Genomic DNA, 20,334 nt, shown 5'->3' with positions numbered 1-20,334 from the left:
GCACCGCGTCGGCGCGGTGGCCGGCGGATTAACGTCCGCGCCGGCCGGAATCTTTACCCCTGATGACACGCGGCCACGTCACTGTCACTTCGCTACAACGCCGGGTCGTCCACATCGTATTTTCCTTACCCGCTTAACGGATCGTGACTTACACTCCGCGCCATAACCTCCGGAATTCGGTCGTCCGGAACATAATGAGTAGCGGAGCGCGAGCATGGGACATAGAAGCCCGGCAGTGCGACTCGGTGGGAGGGTCAACCCGCCGTTTCGGGTCATATTCAGGGGCATCCCGGGGGTCGGATCCTACGCAGGCATCCGAGCTGGCGGGACTCAGGGGGCTGCCGGCATGCCATGCCGGGGCAGGCCGCCGCATGGCTTCACGCTGATCGAAGTGATGATCACCGTGGCGGTCATCGCCATTCTTGCCGCCGTCGCCATTCCCAACTACAGCCGTTACGTGGTGCGCTCCAACCGCGCCGCGATCGAGTCCTTCATGCTGGAGGTCTCCAGCGCACAGGAGCGCTTCCTGGTCGACAACCGCGCCTATGCCGCCAACCTCGGGGCGCTCGGCATGTCGGTGCCCGCCGGGCTGGCCACGCGCTACGACGTCACGGTGACACCGAACGCGGCGCTGCCGCCGGGCTACCGCATCGTGGCCACGCCCAGGGGCAGCCAGCTCGGCGACACCGATTGCGGCACGCTGACGCTGACCAGCGCCGGCGCCAAGTCCGCGTCGGGCGCAGGCACCGACTGCTGGAACTGACCATGCGGCCCAATCTTTCCCGCGCCAATGATCGCCGGCGGCGCGCACGCCGCGGCTTTACGCTGATCGAACTGCTGTGCGCGTTGTCGGTGCTGGCGATCCTGGCGGTCGCGGCCGCTCCTTCCTTTGCCGCGCTGATCGCCAGCCAGCGCGTGCGCAGCGCCTCGCTCGACCTGGCGTCGGCGCTGGTGCTGGCGCGCAGCGAAGCGGTCAAGCGCAATGCCACGGTCTCGCTGGCACCGGCCGGCGCCGCCTGGACGGCAGGGTGGACGGTGAGCGCGGGCGCCGAGACGGTACGTTCGTTCGGGCCCTATGGCGGGCTGACCATCACGCCCAGTGCGGCCGGCGGCCTGGTGCTTGGCAACGACGGCCGGCTGACCGGCGCGGCGATGACGTTCGAGTTCGCGCCCGGCGGCGATACCTCGGCCACCACGCGCGTGTGCGTGCAGGTCAGCGAGACCGGCCGCATCGCCTCCACCAACGGAGCCTGCACATGACGCGCATCGCCATGTCGTGCATCGCCATGTCGCGGCGGCGCCTGCCGGCGCGCCGCGCGCAGGCCGGCTTCCTGCTGATCGAAGTGCTGGTGGCGGTGGTGATCCTGCTGGTCGCGCTGCTGGGCACCGCCGGACTGGTGGCGCGCTCGGGCCAGACCGAGATGGAGTCCTACCAGCGCGTGCAGGCGCTGGCGCTGCTGCAGGACATGGCCGCGCGCCTTAACGCCAACCGCCAGGTGGCAGCGTGCTATGCCAACGGCGCCGCCGGCATGCAGCTGGGCAGCGCGGCCGCGCCGCCCGCCGCATGCACACAGGGCAGTGCCGCGCAGAACGCCACCGCCAACGCCGACCTGCAGGCCTGGAACGCGGCCTTGCTCGGCAGCGCCGAGATGCGCCCGGGCGCCAGCGCTGTCGATCCCGCGCAAGCGGTGGGCGCAATGATCGGCGCGCGCGGTTGCATCGAGACCGTCGACGCGGTCGACCAGGTCTACCGCATCACCGTGGCGTGGCAGGGCCTGGCCACCACGGCCGCGCCGGCGCTTGGCTGCGGCAAGGACCAGTACGGCAACGATGCCTATCGCCGCGCGGTCAGCACGCAGATCCGCATCGGCACCCTCGGGACCGTGTCATGACCGCGCCGCATTTTTCAGTGCCTTCATCCCGCGCCCGGGCCCGCGCCGCGCGCCTGCGCCGCCAGCGCGGCATCTCGCTGGTCGAGCTGATGATCGGCATCACCATCGGCCTGGTGCTGCTGACCGCGCTGGCCAGCCTGTATTACGCCAACAGCCTGTCGCGCACCGAGTTCGCCAAATCGGCCGAACAGGTGGAGAACGGGCGCTATGCGCTGGAGCAGATCCGGCGCGAGGTGGAGCTGGCGGGGTTCTTCGGTGTGGGCAACATTGCGCGCGGCAACAAGGCCGCGGAGCCGGCGCTGTGCGCGACCGACCCGGCTGCTTTGGGCTTCTCGTTCACCGCCGAAACCGTGCCGTTGGCACTGACCGGCTATGCGCCCGGCGTGGTGGCTCCGTGCCTGCCGGATCTGGCAGCGACCTCGGAGGTGCTGGTGGTGCGCCGCGTGTCGACCACGCCGGTAGCGGCGCCGGCGCCGGGGTCGGCTTACCTGCAGGTCTCGGCGTGTTCGCAGGACGCGCAGAACTTCGTCTTCGACGCCAGCGGCGCGGCGGCCTTCGCGCTGCGCACCAAGGCCTGCGATGCGGCACAGCCGGCCGAATTGCGCCGGGCCATGGTGCGCATCTTCTACCTGGCCGGCTGCGACCGTTGCAGCAACGGCGGCGACGGCATTCCCACGCTGAAGATGGCCGAGCTGGTCAACGGCGCGTTCCAGTCGCGCTCGGTGGCGCAGGGCGTGCAGGACATGCATGTGCAGTACGGGGTGGACCAGGACAGTAACGGCTCGGCTGACTGCTATGTGACCGATCCGCGCGCCAACAACAGCGCCGTGTGCACCGCGGTGCCGGGTTATGACTGGGGCGTGGTGATCAACAATCTGGCCAATGTCACCACCGTGCGCGTGCACTTGCTGGCGCGCACGCTGAAGCCTTCCGGCGGCCATACCGACAAACGCACCTACGAAATCGGCCGCGCGGTGGCCTCGGGTCCGTTCAACGACGGCTACAAGCGCCACGTCTACGCCCAGGTGGCGCGGCTGGTCAACGTGGCCGGCCTGCGAGAGCAATGACGCCATACCGGCACCACACTGCGATGAGAACCATGACCAAGTCAACCGGCGGCGCGCTGCGCCGCAGTCAATCCGGGGTCACGCTGGTGGTGACGCTGGTGTTCATGGTGATGTTCCTGATGATCGCGGTGGCCATGGTCAATTCCGGCCTGATCAACGTCAAAGTGGCATCCAACCAGCAGCACAGCGCCGAGGCACGCGACGTGGCGCAGCAGGCGATCGAGCAGGTGATCAGCGACGACTTCACCAAGGCGCCGGTGGCGGTGGACGTGCCAGTCGACGTGACCGGCGACGGCACCGCGGATTACGTGGCGCAGGTGGCCGTGCCGACCTGCGTGACCAGCAAGCCGGTAGCCAAGGTGATCGATCCGGAGAAGCATCCCGAGGATGCCGAATGCACGCTCGGCAGCAGTACCGGCAACGGCAATCTCGTGGTGGGCCCGGGCGGCGCCAACGTGGTCAGCTCGCTTTGCAACGATACGCAGTGGGATGTCGCCGCCACCGTCAATGACGCCAACACCGGCACGGTCGCGACGGTGCACCAGGGCGTGGCCGTGCGCACGCTGTATGGCTCCACCTGCCCCTGATTGCCACGGGCGCGCCGCAGATCTTTAAAAGGAAAAACCAGCATGTCCATGCCCGCCCGCCGGCTTCGCGCCTATGCAGCCTGTGCCACGGCCCTGCTCGGGCTGGCCGCCGCGCCTGCGGCGCTGGCCGAAGACATCGACCTGTTCACCGGCCTGCAGAGCAACGCCGGCGCGCGCCCGAACGTGCTGCTGATCCTGGACAACGCCTCGGCGTGGAACGCCAATGCGCAGGTCGATTGCGAAACCCCGGGCGTGGTAGGTCCGAACAACCTGAACAACAACGTCGGCGCCGAGCAGTGCGCGTTGTACAAGGCGGTGTCGGACCTGATCAAGGACGACAATACCAACGGCAAGATCAACCTTGGCGTGATGATGTTCGGCGGCAGCAATAACTCCGGCGCCCAGTTCCGCTTCCCCAGCGTCACGCCGCCCACCGCGCCGTCAGGACTGGTGCTACTGGACCGGGCCACGGGTGGCCCGGCGATGCTCGACTTCATCAAGAGCATCGACCGCACCAAGGACAGTTCCAACAACTCGCAGGTCGGCGGCGCCATGCAGGAAGCGTGGGCGTTCTTTTCCGGCAAGACGGGCCTGTCCGGCACCACCTACCAGTCACCGATCAGCAATCCGTGCCAGAAGAACTTCATCATCTACATCGCCAACGCGCTCAATAACGGCAAGCCGCAGGACACCGGCCAGGACGCCTACAACAAGCTCAGGGAGGCGGGTGCCACGGCCGCGCAGCTGACGCCGATTCCGCTGTCTCGGGGGAACAACATCGACAACTGGGGCGATGAGTGGGCGCGCTTTCTCAACGGCATGGACCTGAACGCCGCCAACAACGCGGGTTCGGCCACGGCGACGCGCCAGAACATCATCACCTACACCATTGGCGTCACGGATGGCAGCAAGCAGAGCCTGGACTACCTGGAGTTCGTCAACAGCATGGCCAGCAAGGGCGGCGGTGGCAACTTCACGGTGCGGGCCGGCGACGACGACGCGCTGGCCAAGGCGCTGAAGGACATTTTCAACGAGATGCAGGCGGTCAACAACGTGTTCGCCTCGGTCAGCCTGCCGGTCAGCGTGAACGGGCAGGGCTCGTACCTGAATCAGGTCTACATCGGCATGTTCCGCCCCGATGGCAAGGCACGTCCGCGCTGGGTCGGCAACCTCAAGCAATACAAGCTGGGTTACGACACCAATGGCAACCTGGTGTTGCTCGACGCCGGCACGCCGGGCGGCACCGAGCAGACGTCAAAGAACGCGATCAGCAATGCCAGCACCGGCTTTATCTCGCCCAATGCGCGCAGTTACTGGACCGAGGATCCGCCAAAGCAGGTTGGCAGTTCCAGTATCGTCACGGACTGGCCCGCCGACGGCTTCTGGAAGAATGCCTCGGCGCAACTGCGCAACGCCAAGGATGCGCCCGACGGCGAGATTGTCGAGAAGGGCGGCGCCGGCGAAATGCTGCGCGCCGACTACCTCACCAGCCAGAGCGGGCGCCGGCTGCTGACCTGCGCCAATGCCAAGTGCAGCAAGGACACGGCGCTGACCAACTTCAATACCGCCAACAGGGCGCTGACCGAGGGCGACGGCCCGTCGCTGCTGAAGACCACCGCGGCGGACGTGGCAAATATGATCGAATGGGTGCGCGGCAAGGACGTTTTTGCCGCGCTGACCGGCACCGATCCGAAGAAGGAGTCCGAGCCCGGCCCCGGCGGCAACGTCACGGTGCGCGGCTCGATCCACGGCGACGTGCTGCATTCGCGCCCGGTGGTGGTCGACTACGGCGGCAGCACCGGCGTGGTGGTGTTCTACGGCGCCAATGACGGCGTGTTCCATGCCGTCAACGGCAACCGCACCGGCGCGATTTCCACCACCGCCGGCCAGGTGCGCGCCGGCGGCGAGCTGTGGGGCTTTGTCGCGCCCGAGTTCTACGGCAAGCTGGCGCGCCTCTACAACAACGCGCCCGAGGTGCGGCTGACGGGCAGCCCGCAGGACACCGCCGAGGTCCAGTTCAAGCCGCGCGACTATTTCTTCGACGGCACCACCACGGTCTACCAGAACCTGAGCAACCCGGCCGCGCCGCAGGTGACCATCTACCTGACCGCGCGGCGCGGCGGCCGCCTGGTGTATGCGCTCGACGTCAGCGATCCGGCGCAGCCGAAGTACCTGTGGAGCAAGACCAGTGCCGATATCCCGGAACTGGGCCAGACCTGGTCGCAGCCGCGCGTGATGCGCGTGCGCGGCTACGCCACGCCGGTGCTGATCATGGGCGCCGGCTACGATCCCGACGGCGAAGACGCAGACCCGGCGTTCGAAGGCGATGCCACCGCGACCAACAAGCAGGGCCGCGGCGTGATCGTGCTCAATGCCGCGACCGGCGATGTGGTCTGGGCTGCGCTGGGCAGCTGCGCCGGCATCACCACCGGTACCTGCGTCACCATCGACAGCCGCGCGATCCCTTCGGACGTTGCGGTGGTCGACCGCAACGGCGACGGCTATGCCGACAAGGCCTACGTCGGCGACGTGGGCGGCAATGTCTGGCGCATCGACTTCGGCGCGCTGGAAACCGACGTGCCGTCGACATGGAGCATTGGCAAGCTGGCCCAGCTGGGTGGCGCGGTGAACACCAACGACGCGCGCAAGTTCCTCTATCCGCCCGATGTGGTTGCCACCGGCAAGTACGACGCCGTGATGATCGCCTCGGGCGACCGCGAAAAGCCACTCCATTCGCTGAGCCAGACCCCCGGCGCGGCGCAGAACGTGCGCAACCGCTTCTACATGATCAAGGACCCGAACGTCGACGGCAAGCCGCCGTCGACGTGGGCGGCGATCAGGGAGGCCGATCTGGTCGATGCGACCAGCGTGGCCTACCGCGATAGCGCGGTGGCGAGCGGCTTCTACCTGTCGCTCGCCCCCGGCGAGAAGGCGGTCAATGCGCCGCTGACGGTGGCGGGCTACACCTACTTCGGCACCAACACGCCTTCCAAGGTCGAGCCGGGGGCCTGCTACCCCGACCTGGGCGTGGCGCGCGGCTACGCGGTGTCGTTCCTGACCGGGCTGGGTATGAACAACGGGCCGCGCTATGTCACCTTCGACAATGGCGGGCTGCCGCCGTCTCCGGTATTCGGCATGGTATCGGTCACGCAGACCGATGGCTCGACCCGGCTGGTGCCGGTGCTGATCGGTGGCGGCAAGGCGGGCGGCACCGGCGGCGACGACAAGTCTTCGCTGGGCGGCCAGGAAGTGAAGCCCGCCAGTGCCGGCAAGCGCAAGCGCACCTACTGGTACACGCAGAGCGACAAGACCTGAGTCCGTTGATTCGAGCGCCGCTAGCGCGGCGCCGCCGCCAGCGCGGCGTCTTCCTGCCACCACCCACCCCCCAGCGCCTGCAGCAGCGCCGCCGAATCCGCCAGCCGGTCGGCGCGCGCCTGCGCCAGGTGCAGCGCGGCCTGGCGCGACTGCCGCTCGGCATCCAGCAGCACCAGCTGGCTGACGCCGCCGAGCCGGTACTGCTCCGACACCACCGCCAGCGTATCGCGCGCCTGGCGCGCGCTGTCGGCGCGTTCGCGCAGCGCGGCGGCGTCGGCCTCGAGCGCGCGCAGCGCGTCGGCGACATTCTGCAGGCCCTGCAGCACCGCTTGCCGGTATGCGGCCAGCGATTGTTCATACGCCGCTTCCGCCGCGCGCTTGCGCGCCTGCAGCTCGCCGCCGCGGAATACCGGCTGCACCAGGCCCGCCGCCAGGCTCCAGACGTTGAGGCTGCTGAACAGGTCGCGCGCCGCGGTGGCCTGCGTGCCGCCGCTGGCGCTCAGCGTGACCTGCGGATAGAGGTTGGCGGTGGCCACGCCGATATTGGCCGAGGCCTGGTGCAGCAGCGCCTCGGCCGCGCGGATATCGGGCCGGCGGCGCGCCAGCGTCGCGGGCAGGCTTACCGGCAGCGTGTCGGGCAGGTGCATGGCATCGAGATGGAATTCCGGCAGCGCGGCCGCGGCCGGGGTCTGGCCGGTGTAGACCGCGAGCTGGTGCCGGGTGGCATCGAGCTGGCGCTGCAGCGCCGGCACCAGCGCCTGGGTTTGCGCCAGCTCCGCGCGCCGGCGCTGCACCTCGACGCGCGCGACGCCGCCCGCGCGCAGGCGCGCCTCGGTGATGCCGAGCTGGCGCTGCTGCGCCGCCACCATCGCGGCGGTGTCGGCCAGCTGCGCGCGCAGGCCGGCTTCGCGGATGGCGGCGGTGGCGACGTTGGCGGCCAGCGCCAGGCGCGCGGCCTCGAGCTCGTAGCGCTGGTAGTCCACCACGGCCTGCAGGCCTTCCAGCTCGCGCCGCTGGCCGCCGAACAGATCCAGCGCGTACGAAACCTGCACCGTCGCGCCGTACAGCGTGAACGGGCCGGGGCTGGGGATGCCGGTGATGCCCAGCGACTGGAAATCGACCTGCTGGCGCGAGGTGTCCAGCTTCGCGTCGATGGCCGGCCAGCGCGTCGCGCCGGTGCGCGCGGCCAGGTTCTCCTGCGCTTCCAGCAGCCGCGCGCGGGCCTGCGCCAGCGTCGGGCTGGCCACCAGCGCGCCGCGGATGGTGGCATCCAGCGCCGGGCTGCGGAACAGCGTCCACCACTGCGCCGGGACGTCGGCGCCGGCCGCCAGCGTCTGCGCGTGGGCCTGGCCGGGTGCGTCGGCACCGTCCGCCGCGACGGTCGCAACCGGCTGCGGACCCGGCACGTAGCCGGCGTCGTGCGGCGGCGCGGGCACGCGGAAATCGGGCCCGACCGCGCAGCCGCACAGCAGCGCGGCGGCGAACAGGGACGTGAGGCGTTGCATGGCCAGCTCCTTCAATCGAGCGTGCGCCGGTAGAAGCGCACCGCGATCGCCATCACCACCACGATAAACAGCGCCATCGGCCACAGATTGGGCCACAGCTCGAACCAGCCGTTGCCCTTGAGCAGGATGCCGCGCACCATGCGGTGGAAATAGGTCATCGGCAGGATGTTGCCGATCGCCTGCGCCCAGCCCGGCATGCCGGCAAACGGGAACATGAAGCCGGACAGCAGGATGTTGGGCAGGAAGTAGAAGAAGGTCAGCTGCATCGCCTGCAGCTGGTTCTGCGCCAGCGACGACAGCGTGATGCCGACGGTCAGGTTGGCCGCGATGAACAGCAGCGCCGCCAGGTACACCGCCAGCACCGAGCCGACAAAGGGCACGCTGAAGATCCAGCGCGCGGCCAGCAGCACGATGGTGGACTGGATCAGCCCGATGAAGATGTACGGCACGATCTTGCCGGTCATCACCTCGAGCGGCCGCACCGGCGTGGCCAGCAGGTTCTCCATGGTGCCGCGCTCGCGTTCGCGCGTCATTGCCAGGCCGGTCATCATCACCATCGTCATCGTCAGGATCACGCCCATCAGACCAGGGACAATGTTGTACTGGGTGATGCCTTCCGGGTTGTAGAGCCGCTGCACCTGCACCTCGAAAGGCGGCCTGCCGCCAGCCAGCGGCGCCAGCGAGCCCTTCAGGTCATGCGTGGCCACGCTGTAGGGCAGCTGCGGCAGCGCGGCGATGGCCTGGCCAGTGGCGGAAGGATCGGTGGCGTCGGCCTCGACCAGCAGCGCGGGCCGTTCGCCGCGCAGCAGCCGGCGCGTGAAGTCGGGCGGGATGGTCAGCACGAACTGCACCTCGCCTTTCATCAGCGCTTCGCGCCCGGCGCGCTCGTCGGGCAGCGTGCCGACCAGCTTGAAGTAGGTCGACTGTTCCATGCTGGCGATGAACGAGCGCGTGAACTCGCTCTGGTCGGCGGCGATCACCGCGGTCGGCAGCTGGCGCGGATCGGTGTTGATGGCAAAGCCGAACAGCAGCAGCTGCATGATCGGCAGGCCGACGATCATGCCGAAGGTGACGCGGTCGCGCCGCAGCTGCAGGAATTCCTTCAGCACGATGCTCCACCAGCGCTGCAGCGAGAAGCGTGCCGGCGTTGAAGAAGTGGCCGGCGTCATGACGCCTCCTTTTTCTTGCGCGCCATGTTGTCCTCGGCGCCGCTCATCATGTGGATGAACACGTCTTCCAGGCTGGTCTGGGCCTGCTCGACGCGCCGGCCCGGGCCGGCCAGTCGCGCGAGGGTGTCGGCCAGCGCCTGCGCATCGCGCCCGGTCACGTGCAGCGCGGTGCCGAACGCCACGGTCTGCTCCACGCCCGGCGCGCCCTGCAGCTGCGCCGACAGCGCCGCGAGATCGTCGCCTTCCACGCTCCAGGTCGACAGCCGCTGGCTTGCCACCACTTCATCGGCGGTGCCGTGCGCCAGCAGCCTGCCGTAGGCGATATAGGCCAGCTTGTGGCAGCGCTCGGCCTCGTCCATGTAGTGCGTGCTGACCAGCACCGAGATGCCGCGCGCGGCCAGCCGGTGCAACTGCTCCCAGAAGTCGCGCCGCGCCTTGGGATCGACGCCGGCGGTGGGTTCGTCGAGCAGCAGCAGCTCGGGCTCGTGCAGCAGGCAGGCCGCCAGCGCCAGGCGCTGCTTCCAGCCGCCCGACAGCGCGCCGGCCAGCTGCGCCGAGCGCGTGGCCAGGCCCAGGTCCTCGAGCGCGCGCTCCACGGCCTCGCGCCGGTTGGGCATGCCGTACACGCGCGCGACGAAGTCCAGGTTCTCGCGGATCGACAGGTCGTCCCAGTAGGAGAACTTCTGCGTCATGTAGCCGACGCGGCGCTTGATCTCGTCGGACTCGGTCAGGATGTCGTAGCCCAGGCAGGTGCCCGCGCCGGAGTCCGGCGTCAGCAGTCCGCACATCATGCGGATCGAGGTGGTCTTGCCGCTGCCGTTGGGGCCGAGGAAGCCGAAGATCTCGCCGCGCGCAACCTGCATGCTGAGGTCGTTGACGACATGCTTGTCGCCGAAGTGCTTGTTCAGCCCGCGCACGTCGATGGCGAGGCCGTTGCCGTTCGCGCTGGTGTTCATTGCCGCACCACTTCGACAGGCTGGCCCGGCCGCAGCTTGGGGGCATCGGCGGCCGAGGGGCGCGCCTCGACCAGGAACACCAGCTTGCGCCGGGTCTCGTTGCTGTAGATCACTGGCGGCGTGTACTCGGCCTCGTTGGCGACATAGCTGATGGTGGCGGCCACCGGCGCGGCGCAGCCGTCGCAGCGCACCTGCAGCGCCTGTCCGTTGCGCAGCGCGCCGACCACCGTTTCCGGCACGTAGAAGCGCACCTTGACGTTGCCCGGCGGCAGCATGCGCACCACCGGGCTGCCCGCCGGCACCCATTCGCCCAGTCGGTAGGGCACGTCGTAGACCAGCCCGGCTTGGGTGGCGGCCACGGTCTTGCGCGACAGCTTCCACTGCGCCTGCGCCAGCGCGGCGCGCGCGGCCGCCACCTGCGCGGCCTGCGCCGCCTGCTGCGCCTCGCGTCCCGGCAGGCGCGCCACGTCGATATCGCGCTGCAGCTCGCGCACGCGCGCGGCGTCGCTGCCGGCCTGCGCGCGCGCTTCGTCGAGCTGCGCCTGGGCGATGCCGCCGATCTCGTACTGGCGCTGGTCGCGCCGCAAGGCCGCGGCGCTGCGCTGGGCCTGGGCCTGCGCCTGGGCCAGCTGGGCCCGGTTGACCTCGACTTCGAGCGGGCGCTTGCCGGTCTTCAGGTCCTGCAGCGTGGCTTCGGCCGCGCGCAGCTGGTCTTCGGCCTGCTGGCGCGCGGCGCGCTCGTCGTCGGCTTCGAGCGCGAACAGCGCCGCGCCCTGCGCGACCTGCTGGCCGCGCTGCACCGAGAGCGTGTCGAGGCGCCCGGCGAAGGGCGAGGCCACGCTGACGAATTCGCCTTCGACGTAGCCCTGCCAGCTATCGGTGCGCGCGTTGCCGCAAGCGGCGGCAAGCAGCGCGGCGCCGAGCAGGGCAGTGGCGCGCAGCGCTGTGCGCAGGCGCGGACGATGGATGGAAGCAGCGTGGTTCATGCGGACTCCGGAGAATGCCGGGCCGTGCGGCCCTTCCGTTTGGCGGCGTCTGCGAGCGTCTTCGGCTGCGCCGTTGCCGGCGCCGCGGACAGCCCATGCGTCAGCAGCGCCGTGACATGGCGCACCAGTGCGTCGGTATCGACCGCTTCCGCGCCGGGCAGCCGGCGCCAGATATGCGTGGTGGCGAGCGGCAGCAGCGTCAGCCCGACCAGCGACGGCACCACCAGCGCCGGTTCCAGGCCGGGGTTGAGCTGCCCGCGCCCGATGGCTGCCGCCAGCGGCGCCATCAGCGCGCCGGCACGTTCGAGCGCAAAGCGCTTGAGCACGCGCTCGCGCAGCGCGCCGTCGTCGCTGGCCACTTCGCGGATCCACAGGCCCGGGAACCACGGCGCCTCCGTGACCGCGCGGATCAGCCGGGTAGCGATGCCGACCAGCATCGCCAGCGGTTCGTCGTCGGGCTGGCCGCCGGCAAAAAAGCGGGCCACCAGCGGCTCCACTTTCTCGTCGATCACGGCGTCGAGCAGCAGGTCGCGGTCGCCGAAGTAGTAGTGCACCAGTGCCGGGGTAACGCCGGCCAGCGCCGCGATGGCCTTGACCGGCGTGCCGGGCACGCCCTGCCGCGAGAAGAGTTGGGTTGCGGCATCGAGGATGCGCTCGCGCTGGCCGGGCTGGCCCGCCGGGCGGCCCGGGCTGCGCCTGGGGGGCTTGGGAGAAGCGGGTTTGCGGGGCATGGCGGCTGGCTCGGCGGAAGGGGGTGTTCAGCTAATATTAATTTTTGAGTTAATTAATTCAAGGACGGTTACAACTTGGGCGCGCGCCAGGCCGTCCGCAGTGGAAATGTGCTTTTTGGGGGATTTGGGGGGGCGGCAAGCAACGTTGCCGCCGCACATGGCGCAAGACGATACCGTCTTGCGCGCGCGGGAGAGGGGAGAAAGCCGGCGCGGTAGAGAACCTGCCGTCGCGAATTACCGAAGAGGCAACGCCGGCCTACTGCCGCGCATTCCTCTTGTTATCCGGCCACGCCGTATTGAAGTTGGTGCGGAACGGATTGATGTCCAGGCCCCCGCGCCGCGTATAGCGCGCATACACCGCCAGCTTGACCGGTTTGCACTGGCGCATCACGTCCATGAAGATGCGCTCGACGCATTGCTCGTGGAACTCGTTGTGGTTGCGGAACGAGATCAGGTACTTGAGCAGGCCTTCCTGGTTGATCGGCGCGCCCACGTAGCGGATCTGCACGCTGCCCCAGTCCGGCTGGCCGGTCACCAGGCAGTTGGACTTGAGCAGGTGCGACACCAGCGTTTCTTCCACCGGCGTTTCTTCCTGGTCGGCGCTGAGCAGCTCCGGCGCGGGCTCGTAGCGGTCCACCTCGATGTCGAGGCGGTCGAGCAGCAGGCCGTCGAGTTCGCCCATCTTCTGCGTGCCGAGGTCGGCTTCGGTCACCAGCCGCACCTGCACGGTGCCGCCGGTGGCTTCGGACAGGTCGTGGTGCAGCAGCTGCTGCAGCGCTTCGGGCGAGGCAATCCGGGTCTGGTTGAACGAGTTCAGGTAAAGCTTGAACGACTTGGACTCGATGATGTTGGGCGTGTCCGACGGGATGATGAAGGTGGCCAGCGCCACCTGCGGCTTGCCCTTCAGGTTCAGCCACGACAGCTCGTACGCGTTCCAGATGTCGACGCCGAAGAACGGCACCGGCTTGCCCTCGGGCAGGCCGATCTCGGTGCGCTTGGGCTGGCGCGGGATCGGGAACAGCAGGGTGGCGTCGTACTCGGTCTTGTAGGCCGAGGGCTTGCCCAGCGGCGAGTGTTCGGGAAGGCTCATGGGCGCTCGGCGGGATCAGGACAGGAACAGCTTGTACACCGGGTTGTCGGTCTCGTCCCAGTGTACGTAACCCAGCGTCGAAAGGAAGGCGCGGAAGGCGCGCTTCTCGTTCTTCGGCACCTGGATGCCGACCAGGATGTTGGAGGTGTCGGCGCCCTGGTTGCGGTAGTGGAACAGGCTGATGTTCCAGTTCGGGCTCATGCTCGACAGGAACTTCATCAGCGCGCCCGGGCGCTCCGGGAACTCGAAGCGATACAGCAGTTCGTCATGCGCCAGCGCCGAGCGCCCGCCCACCATGTAGCGGATATGCTGCTTGGCGAGCTCGTCATTGGACAGGTCGAGCGTGTCGAAGCCATGCTTGCGGAAGCTGGCGGCGATCTTGTCGTTCTCGGCGCGGCTGGCGATCTGCACGCCAACGAAGATATGCGCCATGCTGGTGTCGGCGATGCGGTAGTTGAACTCGGTCACGTTGCGCGTGCCCACCAGCTCGCAGAAGCGCTTGAAGCTGCCGCGCTCTTCCGGGATGGTCACGGCGAACACGCCTTCGCGGGCCTCGCCCACCTCGGCGCGCTCGGCGACGAAGCGCAGGCGGTCGAAGTTCATGTTGGCGCCGCAGGCGATCGCCACCAGGTGCTGGCCCTTGAGCTTCTCGCGCTCGGCGTACGCCTTCAGGCCCGCCACCGCCAGCGCGCCGGCCGGCTCGAGGATGCTGCGGGTGTCCTGGAACACGTCCTTCACGCCCGCGCAGATCGCGTCGGTATCGCACAGGATGATGTCGTCGACCAGTTCGCGCGTGACGCGGAAGGTCTCCTTGCCGACCAGCTTCACCGCGGTGCCGTCGGAGAACAGGCCCACTTCCTTCAGTTCGATGCGCTTGCCGGCATCGACCGAGCGCTTCATCGCGTCCGAATCGACCGTCTGCACGCCGATGACCTTGATCTCGGGGCGCACCGCCTTGATGTACGCGGCGACGCCGGAGATCAGCCCGCCGCCGCCGATGGCGACGAACACGGCATGGATCGGGCCCGGGTGCTGGCGCAGGATTTCCATGGCGATGGTGCCCTGGCCGGCGATCACCTCGGGATCGTCGAACGGGTGGATGAAGGTGAGCTTGTGCTTCTTCTCCAGCACCGCGGCGTGGTTGTAGGCGTCGCTGTAGGACTCGCCGTGCAGCATGATCTCGACCCACTGGCCGCCGCGCTCGCGCACGGCGTCGATCTTCACCTGCGGCGTGGTCACCGGCATGGCGATGATGGCCTTGCATTGCAGCCGGGCCGCGGCCAGCGCCACGCCCTGCGCGTGGTTGCCGGCCGATGCGGCGATCACGCCGCGCTTGAGCTCTTCCGGCGACAGCGACGCCATCTTGTTGTACGCGCCGCGCAGCTTGAAGGAGAAGACTGGCTGGGTGTCCTCGCGCTTGAACCAGACCGAGTTGCCGGTGCGGGCCGACAACTGGTGCGCATAGGTCAGTTCGGTCTCCTGCGCCACGTCATAGACCTTGGCGGTCAGGATCTTCTTCAGGTAATCGGGTCGGGCGGCGGACTGGCGGGTCATGGTCTCGGGGCTGGCCGGCGCGCGCCATTGGCGCGCAAAAAAGCCGGGAAATTCTGGCGGAAACCGTCAATGATAAAGGATGCCGGCCTCGCGCACCCGGGCCGTGAGACCCGGCAGCCCCCTGGCGACAGTGCCCGCTACACCACGGTCACGCCGGACAGAGTGGTTCGGCATTCACTTGCGGCGAGGCGGGAATGTGGGCGGGCAGGCTGGCGCCGGACTTGCATCGGCCCGGGGTTGCGCTTGCGCCATGTAGGACGGCGTCCGGTGGACGCCGGTCAAAACGACGTGTTACGGTTTCACGCGATGCCACAGCTACCGCTAATCGAACCCAATACCGCCCTGTTTCTCGACTTCGACGGCACGCTGGCCGACCTGGCCCCGCGGCCCGAACTGGTGCAGGTCGAACCAGAACTGGTCGGCACGCTGCGCACGCTGTACCAGCGGCTGGACGGCGCGCTGGCCGTCATCTCGGGGCGGCCAATCATCGAACTCGACCACTTCCTGCAGCCTCTGCAATTGCCCGCGGCCGGCATCCACGGCGCCGAATTCCGCACCGACGGCGGCATGGTGTCGAAGACCGACGCCCCCGGGCTCGAACCGCTGATCCCCCACCTTGAAGCGCTGGTGCGCGCCTACCCGGCGCTGCGGCTGGAGCGCAAGTCGGTCGCGGTCGCGATCCATTACCGGCAGGCGCCCGAGCTGGCCGGCATCGTCGATGCCGCGGTCACTGACGTATTGCGCCATGCCGTCGGCCTGGAAGCGCTGCCGGGCAAGATGGTGGTCGAGATCAAGCCGGCCGGCGTCGACAAGGGCGATGCCATCGCGGCCTTCATGAAGGCCGCGCCCTTTGCCCAGCGCGTGCCGCTGTTTGCCGGCGACGACATGACCGACGAACCCGGCTTCGCCGCGGTGCGCAAGCTGGGCGGCCTGGGCGTGCTGGTGGGCCAGCGCGAGACCGTCGCCGCGGTGAGCGTGCCCGGGCCGGCAGCGCTGCGCAGCTGGCTGCACCGCTCGGCGCATGCGCTGGCGTCATCGGCCAGTGCCGGCGCACCGCGCGCCGTGCCCCACGAGGCCGGGCCGGGCCCGGGCCGGGGCTCAACGACATCGTAAGGGAGAACCTGCCGTGACCAATCCGAGCAGCCCGGCGGAGCTGGGCAAGCCGCCGACCGAAGGCGTTAACCGCACCGTGGACGGCGGCACCCGCTTCGCCAATCCGTCGCTGTCGCTTGGCATGATCGGCAACTGCGCCATCTCGGCGCTGGTCGATTGCCGCGGACGCATCGTCTGGTCCTGTCTGCCGCGCTTCGACGGCGACCCGGTGTTCAATGCCCTGCTGGACCCGAGCGAGAACGCCGGCCATTTCTCGATCGAGATCGAGGACTTCCATTCGTCGCGGCAGTGGTATGAGCCCAATACCGCGGTGCTGCGCACGCGGCTGACGGACATCCACGGCAACTGCCTGGAGATCACCGACTTCGCCCCGCGCTTTTTCCGGCTGGGGCGCTATTTCCGGCCGACCACGCTGATTCGCCGCATCCGCCCGGTGCGCGGCGCGCCGCGCGTGCGCGTGGTGGTGGCGCCGCGCTTCGAGTGGGGTCGCAAGGCGCCGCAGGTGACGCGCGGCAGCAGCCACGTGCGCTACATCGGCGACGACATGACCCTGCGCATGACCACCGACGCGCCGCTTGCCTACGTGCTGTCGCATACGCCGTTCCTGGTCACGCGCGGGCATAACTTCATCCTGGGCCCGGACGAGACCCTGGCGCACGGCGTGGAAGAGACGGCGCGCGATTTCGAGCAGGAAACCACCGCCTACTGGCGGCTGTGGAGCCGACGCCTGGCGGTGCCGCGCGAATGGCAGGACGCGGTGATCCGCGCCGCCATCACGCTGAAGATGTCGCTGTACGAAGAGACCGGCGCCATCGTCGCGGCCATGACCACCAGCATTCCGGAAGCGCCGGGCAGCGGCCGCAACTGGGACTACCGCTTCTGCTGGCTGCGCGATGCCTTCTTCGTGGTGCGCGCGCTCAACAGCCTGTCGGAGGTCGGCACCATGGAGGACTACCTGCGCTGGCTCTCCAACGTGGTGATGCAGTCGCAGGACGGCCATATCCAGCCGCTGTACGGCATCGGCCTGGAGCGCGAACTGCCCGAGAGCATGCTCGACCACCTGCCCGGCTACCGCGGCATGGGGCCGGTGCGGGTCGGCAACCAGGCGCAGGAGCACTTCCAGCACGACGTCTATGGCAATGTGGTGCTGGGCGCGGCGCAGGCCTTCCATGACCACCGGCTGCTGCATCGCGGCGGCGCGGCCGAGTTCGGCCGCCTCGAAGCGGTGGGCGAGCAGGCGGTGCGGGTATTCGGCACGCCCGACGCCGGCATGTGGGAACTGCGCACGCGGGCGCGCGTGCATACCTCGTCGGCGCTGATGAGCTGGGCCGCCTGCGACCGGCTCGCCAAGGTGGCCGAAAAACTGGTGCTGCCCGAGCGCGCCGCCTACTGGCACGGCCACGCCGATCGCATGAAGGAACGCATCCTGGCCGAGTCGTGGAGCGAATCGCGCCAGGCCTTCGCCGAAAGCTTCGGCGGGCGCGAGCTTGACGCCAGCGTGCTGCTGATGGCCGAGGTCAACTTCATCGACCCGCGCGACCCGCGCTTCATCGCCACCGTCAAGGCGCTTGAGACCTCGCTGTGCGATGGCCCCTACATGCGCCGCTACGAGGCCCCGGACGATTTCGGCAAGCCCGAGACCGCCTTCAATATCTGCACCTTCTGGCGCATCGACGCGTTGGCTCGCATCGGCCGCCGCGACCAGGCGCGCGAAATCTTCGAGGCCATGCTGGCCGCGCGCAACCCGCTCGGACTGCTGTCCGAGGATACCCATCCGGTGACCGGCGAGATGTGGGGCAATTTCCCGCAGACCTATTCGATGGTCGGGCTGATCAATGGCGCCATGCGGCTGTCGGCGCCGTGGGATACGGTGATCTGAGCGGCGATGAACGAGTGGGGGGCGGCATCCGCGCACGGCACGCAGTGCCGGCACCAAGAACAAGGAACTGAAGAAAAACATCTATGCCAAGACTTGTAGCGGTATCCAACCGGGTCGCAGATCCACGCAACGTCGCCGCGGGCGGCCTGGCCGTCGCGCTGTCCGAGGCCCTGCGGCAGACCGGCGGCCTGTGGTTCGGCTGGAGCGGCAAGGCGCTGGAAACCGCCCAGGGTGGCACGCCCGGCGAAGGCGACCTGCACCTGCAGCAGGCCGGCAACGTCACGCTGGCCACCGTCGACCTGAGCCGCGAGGACCATGACGCCTACTACCTGGGCTACAGCAACGGCGTGCTGTGGCCGGTGTTCCACTACCGGCTCGACCTGGCGGATTTCGATTCCAACTTCCTCAACGGCTACCGGCGCGTGAACCAGCTGTTCGCGCGCAAGCTGGCGCCGCTGCTGCAGCCCGACGACATCATCTGGATCCACGACTACCACCTGATCCCGCTGGCGTCCGAGCTGCGCGCGATCGGCTGCGGGCAGAAGATCGGCTTCTTCCTTCACGTGCCGCTGCCGCCGCCGCTGATCCTGGCCGCGATCCCGCAGCACGAGTGGCTGATGCGCGCGCTGTTTGCCTACGACCTGCTCGGCTTCCAGAGCCATGCCGACGTCGAGCATTTCTCGCGCTACGTGCAGGCCGAAGCGCAGGCCGAGCCGATGGGCGAGCATCGCTACCGCGCCTTCCACCGCACGGTGCGGGCGCAGGCGTTTCCGATCGGCATCGACGTCGACGAGTTCATGGAACTGGGCCGCGGCGAGGAAGCGCAGGAAACCTACGAGATGATGTGCGCGCAATATGCGCGCCGGCGGCTGCTGCTGGGCATCGACCGGCTCGACTATTCCAAGGGCCTGCCGCAGCGGCTCAAGGCGTTCTACCGGCTGCTGGCCGAGTATCCCGAGAACCGCTCGAGCGCGACGCTGGTGCAGATTGCCGCGCCTTCGCGCGAATCGGTCGACGCCTATGTCGACCTGCGCCGCGAGATGGAGCAGCTGAGCGGCTCGATCAACGGCGAATTCGGCGAGCTGGACTGGATGCCGGTGCGCTATATCCACCGCACCACCGCGCGCAAGCGGCTGCCCGGCTTGTGCCGCGCCAGCCGCGTGGCGCTGGTGACGCCGCTGCGCGACGGCATGAACCTGGTGGCCAAGGAATTCATCGCGGCACAGGATCCGGAGGATCCGGGCGTGCTGGTGCTGTCGCGCTTTGCCGGCGCGGCCGAGCAGCTGCGCGAGGCGCTGCTGGTCAATCCCTATGACACGCGCGCCACCGCGCAGGCGATCCAGCAGGCGCTGCACATGCCGCTGGCCGAGCGCCAGCAGCGCCACCAGAAACTGCTGGAGCGCATCCGCGCGCAGGATGTGCACTGGTGGAGCCGTGAATACCTGCGCGCATTGACCGAGACCGAAGGCGCATAGCGACGGCGCGTTCCGGTCGGGGAGCAAGACCATGAGCGAAGAAAACCTGGCAGCGCAATCGTGCACGCCTTGCCGCGGCGGCGTGCCGCCGCTGACGCCCGACGAGGCCGAGACCCTGCTGCAGCAGGCGCCAGGCTGGGAACTGGCCGATGGCGCGACGCGGCTCGAGCGGCGTTTCAGCTTCGGCAATTTCGCGCAGGCGCTGGCCTTCGTGACCGGCGTCGGCCAGCTGGCCGAGGCGCAGGGGCATCATCCCGAGATCAGCTTCGGCTGGGGACATGCGACGGTGTCGTGGCGCACCAAGAAGATCAAGGGCCTGCACCGCAATGATTTCATCATGGCGGTGAAGACCACCGAACTGGCCGAAGCGCAGCAGGGCGGCGGCTGAGCCGGCTTGCTTCTGTCTCAGCGCAGATCCGCCGGCGTATCGATATCCCGGAACGCGCCCTCGTCCTCGGTCAGGATCCGCGTCACCGGCTTGTCCTTCAGCAGCGCGCGCGCGCCTTCGTCGCCGTCCAGTGCCAGCAGGGCGTCGCGCCAGGCCGCGCCAAAGCCCACTGGATGGCCCCGTTGGCCGTTGCGCCACGGCGCGGCGATGGTGTCGGGCGTGGTGATGGTCAGCGCCACCGCGCGGATCAGTTCCATCGGCAGCCAAGGCATGTCGGCCAGCGCCACGACCCAGCCGCGCGCTTCGGGCGTTGCCGCCACGGCGGCACGCAGCGCCGCGCCCATGCCGGCTTCGGCCTCGGGCGCTTCCAGCACGCGGCAGCCGCCGCGGCGCAGTTCTTCCGCCAGCGCCGGGTTGCCGGGGCGGATCACGGCAATCGATTCGGGCAGCGCCGCGGCCAGCGTGCGGGCGCTGCGCCAGGCGACGGAGCGTCCGCCGGGCAGCAGCTCCAGCAGCTTGTTGCGCTGGCCGGCGGCATCGAAGCGGCGGCCGAAGCCCGCTGCCAGCAGGATGCCGGTGGGCAGGTCGGTGCGGAGCAGGGGAGCGTTGGGGGCGGCGGTCATGGCG

General features: G+C 68.9%; 18 protein-coding genes. 10 read left to right on the top strand and 8 right to left on the bottom strand.

The window, feature by feature from the left end; translation table 11 throughout:
• The first annotated feature begins 346 nt into the window (after positions 1 to 346).
• Genes AC3FMM_RS05410 through AC3FMM_RS05385 form a run of 6 tightly spaced genes read left to right on the top strand, consistent with a single transcriptional unit; the run spans position 347 to position 6,861 of the window.
• Positions 347 to 763 carry a type IV pilin protein gene (locus tag AC3FMM_RS05410; RefSeq protein WP_240073696.1) on the top strand — a complete coding sequence of 139 codons (417 nt, stop codon included), beginning with the start codon at positions 347 to 349 and terminating at the stop codon, positions 761 to 763.
• A 2-nt stretch (positions 764 to 765) separates the two neighbouring features.
• A complete protein-coding gene (locus AC3FMM_RS05405) occupies positions 766 to 1,260 on the top strand; it encodes a GspH/FimT family pseudopilin (protein ID WP_115708088.1) in 495 nt (164 codons plus the stop codon).
• On the top strand, positions 1,257 to 1,892 hold the full coding sequence (pilV, locus tag AC3FMM_RS05400; RefSeq protein WP_172581720.1) for a type IV pilus modification protein PilV: 636 nt from the start codon (positions 1,257 to 1,259) through the stop codon (positions 1,890 to 1,892). The genes AC3FMM_RS05405 and pilV overlap by 4 nt, the downstream gene beginning before the upstream one ends.
• Entirely contained in the window at positions 1,889 to 2,959 is a 1,071-nt protein-coding gene (locus tag AC3FMM_RS05395; protein WP_488686208.1) for a PilW family protein, read from the top strand. Before pilV ends, AC3FMM_RS05395 begins: the two co-directional genes overlap by 4 nt.
• 32 nt (positions 2,960 to 2,991) lie before the next feature.
• Positions 2,992 to 3,546: a pilus assembly PilX family protein gene (locus tag AC3FMM_RS05390; RefSeq protein ID WP_115679334.1), complete on the top strand. Its 555-nt coding sequence runs from the start codon at positions 2,992 to 2,994 to the stop codon at positions 3,544 to 3,546.
• Between the two features lie 42 nt (positions 3,547 to 3,588).
• On the top strand, positions 3,589 to 6,861 hold the full coding sequence (locus tag AC3FMM_RS05385) for a pilus assembly protein (protein WP_488686206.1): 3,273 nt from the start codon (positions 3,589 to 3,591) through the stop codon (positions 6,859 to 6,861).
• A 20-nt stretch (positions 6,862 to 6,881) separates the two neighbouring features.
• Here AC3FMM_RS05385 and AC3FMM_RS05380 read toward each other — a convergent pair whose 3' ends face one another.
• The 7 genes from AC3FMM_RS05380 to ilvA all read right to left on the bottom strand — a co-directional run bounded on the left by AC3FMM_RS05380 (position 6,882) and on the right by ilvA (position 14,852).
• Positions 6,882 to 8,366 carry an efflux transporter outer membrane subunit gene (locus AC3FMM_RS05380; protein ID WP_488686205.1) on the bottom strand — a complete coding sequence of 495 codons (1,485 nt, stop codon included), beginning with the start codon at positions 8,364 to 8,366 and terminating at the stop codon, positions 6,882 to 6,884.
• Between the two features lie 11 nt (positions 8,367 to 8,377).
• On the bottom strand, positions 8,378 to 9,535 hold the full coding sequence (locus AC3FMM_RS05375; protein WP_414249797.1) for an ABC transporter permease: 1,158 nt from the start codon (positions 9,533 to 9,535) through the stop codon (positions 8,378 to 8,380).
• Positions 9,532 to 10,491: an ABC transporter ATP-binding protein gene (locus AC3FMM_RS05370; protein ID WP_115708095.1), complete on the bottom strand. Its 960-nt coding sequence runs from the start codon at positions 10,489 to 10,491 to the stop codon at positions 9,532 to 9,534. The genes AC3FMM_RS05375 and AC3FMM_RS05370 overlap by 4 nt, the downstream gene beginning before the upstream one ends.
• Entirely contained in the window at positions 10,488 to 11,477 is a 990-nt protein-coding gene (locus AC3FMM_RS05365; RefSeq protein ID WP_115708097.1) for an HlyD family secretion protein, read from the bottom strand. Before AC3FMM_RS05365 ends, AC3FMM_RS05370 begins: the two co-directional genes overlap by 4 nt.
• On the bottom strand, positions 11,474 to 12,208 hold the full coding sequence (locus AC3FMM_RS05360) for a TetR/AcrR family transcriptional regulator (RefSeq protein WP_488686204.1): 735 nt from the start codon (positions 12,206 to 12,208) through the stop codon (positions 11,474 to 11,476). Before AC3FMM_RS05360 ends, AC3FMM_RS05365 begins: the two co-directional genes overlap by 4 nt.
• Before the next feature lie 256 nt (positions 12,209 to 12,464).
• The gene (gene queF, locus AC3FMM_RS05355) at positions 12,465 to 13,298 is read right to left on the bottom strand and encodes an NADPH-dependent 7-cyano-7-deazaguanine reductase QueF (RefSeq protein WP_473703487.1); all 834 of its coding nucleotides are present in this window, start codon (positions 13,296 to 13,298) and stop codon (positions 12,465 to 12,467) included.
• Positions 13,299 to 13,313: 15 nt separating this feature from the next.
• Positions 13,314 to 14,852, bottom strand: a complete 1,539-nt coding sequence (gene ilvA, locus AC3FMM_RS05350; RefSeq protein ID WP_115706203.1) for a threonine ammonia-lyase, biosynthetic — start codon at positions 14,850 to 14,852, stop codon at positions 13,314 to 13,316.
• 306 nt (positions 14,853 to 15,158) lie between these two features.
• Between ilvA and otsB the strand changes: the two genes are divergently transcribed.
• The 4 genes from otsB (at position 15,159) to AC3FMM_RS05330 (ending at position 19,707) form a co-directional block, all read left to right on the top strand.
• Entirely contained in the window at positions 15,159 to 15,965 is an 807-nt protein-coding gene (gene otsB / locus AC3FMM_RS05345; RefSeq protein ID WP_115708101.1) for a trehalose-phosphatase, read from the top strand.
• Between the two features lie 13 nt (positions 15,966 to 15,978).
• The gene (locus AC3FMM_RS05340) at positions 15,979 to 17,844 is read left to right on the top strand and encodes a glycoside hydrolase family 15 protein (RefSeq protein ID WP_115708103.1); all 1,866 of its coding nucleotides are present in this window, start codon (positions 15,979 to 15,981) and stop codon (positions 17,842 to 17,844) included.
• 83 nt (positions 17,845 to 17,927) lie between these two features.
• Positions 17,928 to 19,319: an alpha,alpha-trehalose-phosphate synthase (UDP-forming) gene (gene otsA / locus AC3FMM_RS05335; protein ID WP_018008747.1), complete on the top strand. Its 1,392-nt coding sequence runs from the start codon at positions 17,928 to 17,930 to the stop codon at positions 19,317 to 19,319.
• A 31-nt stretch (positions 19,320 to 19,350) separates the two neighbouring features.
• A complete protein-coding gene (locus AC3FMM_RS05330; protein WP_488686202.1) occupies positions 19,351 to 19,707 on the top strand; it encodes a 4a-hydroxytetrahydrobiopterin dehydratase in 357 nt (118 codons plus the stop codon).
• A gap of 17 nt (positions 19,708 to 19,724) precedes the next feature.
• On the opposite strand, the gene AC3FMM_RS05325 is transcribed toward AC3FMM_RS05330, so the two are convergent.
• Complete coding sequence (locus tag AC3FMM_RS05325) at positions 19,725 to 20,330, bottom strand: nucleotidyltransferase family protein (RefSeq protein WP_252667171.1); 606 nt, start codon at positions 20,328 to 20,330, stop codon at positions 19,725 to 19,727.
• Positions 20,331 to 20,334: the final 4 nt, after the last annotated feature.

Source organism: Cupriavidus sp. 207A1 (assembly GCF_057798955.1).
The sequence above is the reverse complement of the archived record's forward strand: the minus strand, read 5'-3'. Positions and strand labels throughout refer to the sequence as shown.